The organism is bacterium, assembly GCA_024226335.1.
Lineage (GTDB): Bacteria > Myxococcota_A > UBA9160 > SZUA-336 > SZUA-336 > JAAELY01.
Genome location: JAAELY010000205.1, coordinates 1 through 2,193 on the forward strand (window position 1 = coordinate 1; position 2,193 = coordinate 2,193).

Annotated in this window: 2 protein-coding genes; both read left to right on the forward strand. The window is 62.4% G+C overall.

Going from position 1 to position 2,193, the window contains the following annotated elements; all coding sequences use genetic code 11:
• A partial coding sequence (locus GY725_10210; protein ID MCP4004557.1) for a thioredoxin domain-containing protein occupies nt 1–1,567 on the forward strand: 1,567 nt, incomplete at its 5' end.
• Entirely contained in the window at nt 1,564–2,178 is a 615-nt protein-coding gene (locus tag GY725_10215; protein ID MCP4004558.1) for a histidine phosphatase family protein, read from the forward strand. The genes GY725_10210 and GY725_10215, both read left to right, overlap by 4 nt.
• The last annotated feature ends 15 nt before the right edge of the window (nt 2,179–2,193 follow it).

The following is a 2,193-nucleotide window of genomic DNA, read 5'->3' on the forward strand; positions in this document are numbered from 1 at the left end:
CCCCGGTGCGGACGTCATGCGCCTGGCTGCGGACCGTTACGCACGAGTCGCCGATCCGACCTGGGGAGGAGTCGGCCGGCAGACGAAGTTCCCGTCTCGATTGCCGATTCGCTTCCTGCTTCGCTACCAGCGTCGCACGGGGGACTCGCGCGCCCTCGATATGGCGACGCTCGCGCTCGACAAGATGGCGGCGGGCGGCATCTACGACCATGTCGGTGGCGGTTTCCATCGCTACTCCACCGAAGTCCGCTGGCTTGTGCCGCACTTCGAAAAGATGCTGTACGACAACGCACAACTCTCGCTCGCCTATCTCGAAGCGTTTCAGGTCACAGGTCGTCCCGAGTACGAACGCATCGTGCGCGAGACTTTGGACTACGTAATTCGCGAAATGACCTCTCCAGAGGGTGGTTTCTACTCAGCCAGCGACGCGGACAGCATCGGCCCGAGCGGAGAGACGGAGGAGGGCTATTTCTACACCTGGACTCCGGCCGAACTCGACGCCGTACTTGGCCAGGAACTGGCGCAGACCTTTGGCGCCTACTACGGAGTGACGGAAGCGGGCAACTTCGAGGGTCGGAACATCCTGCATCACTGGCGCGAACTGGCCAGAGTCGCCAAGGATCTAGGTGCATCCCCGGACAGCGTGCGATCTCAACTCGTCGATGCCCGGGCAAAACTCTACGCCGCGCGTTCGAAACGACCGGCACCGTTGCGCGACGACAAGATCCTGGTCGGATGGAACGGATTGATGATCTCGTCGTTCGCTCGTGCGGGCTTCGTTCTTGGGGAAGCTTCGTACACACGGCACGCGGTTCGAGCCGCCGAGTTGATCCTGGATCACGGACTGCAGGAGAACCGACTGCGCCGTGTCCTGCGCGGCACCCGCGCCCGGGGTCCCGCCTTCCTCGAGGACTACTCGTTCGCGATCGCAGCCTTTCTCGACCTCTACGAAGCAGCTCCCGATCCCCGCTGGATCCGTGCGGCCGAACGACTCCAGTCGACACTCGACGAGCACTACCACGACGATATCGGCGGAGGGTATTTCCGCAGCGCCAATGATCACGAGAGCCTGATCGCTCGCGAAAAACCGTCCAGGGATGGCGCGCTACCGGCCGGCAATGGCGTGGCCGCACTCAACCTGCTGCGCCTCTCGGAGTACACCCAGAACATCGCTTATATCGAGTCCGCCTCGCTGCTCTTCTCCGCCTATTACGATGCTCTGACGCAACGACCGACCTCGATCGCGGAGATGCTTCTGGCCGTGGACTACCAGACCGAAACCACCAAGGAAATCGTGATCGTCGCCCCCTCTTCCGGAGCAGATCCTTCAGCCATGCTCGCCCCGCTGCGAAATCACTATCTGCCGAGCAGGATCGTCTCGATCGTCCGACAAGGTGCCGACCTCGAAGCCCACGCCGGCGTGGTTCCATTGGTCCGCGACAAGAAGGCCCAGGGAGGTGCGGTGACCGCCTATGTTTGTGAGAACCGCGTGTGTGACGCGCCGACGACGGACCCCGCGGTGTTCGCCGGACAGATCTCGAAGACCGCGAGATTGGAGTTCGAGTGAGCAATACGGAAAACCCAACGCGACTCGTCGTGGTCCGCCACGGTCACATCGAGGCGAATTCGAGTGCCGTCTGGCACGGATCGACCGACAGCCCACTCACCGAACTGGGCCGGATCCAGGCACGACAAGTGGCCGACTTCGTCCGTGACGAATTCCCGAATTGCAGCGCTCTATACACCAGTCCTCTGGAACGCGCTCGCCACACGGCCGAGGCGATCGGCCGATCCCTGGGTGCCGACCCGATTCACGACGCGGGACTCGCCGAGTGGTGCATCGGCGAACTCGAAGGAAAGCACTATCAGGTCCTGCTCGAAGAACTGGATTTCTTTCAGAAGGTGGCCGCGGATCGCGACTTCACTCCTCCGGGCGGGGAATCGCGCGCGCAGGTGATCGATCGTTTCGTGGCGAGCGTGACGCGTATCGCGCGCGAGCATGACGGCTACGTTGTGGTCGTCACACACGGTGCGGCCTCCGCCCTGGGCATCGCTCAGATCCTTGGCAAACCAGAAGACTGGCGCGAATACCACGCAAGCAACTGCGGCGTGACCGAAATCGAGTTCGGGGAACCACCCCGAATCCTGAATTTCAATCACACCGCGCACATGGAGTGACACATCCGCCATGTC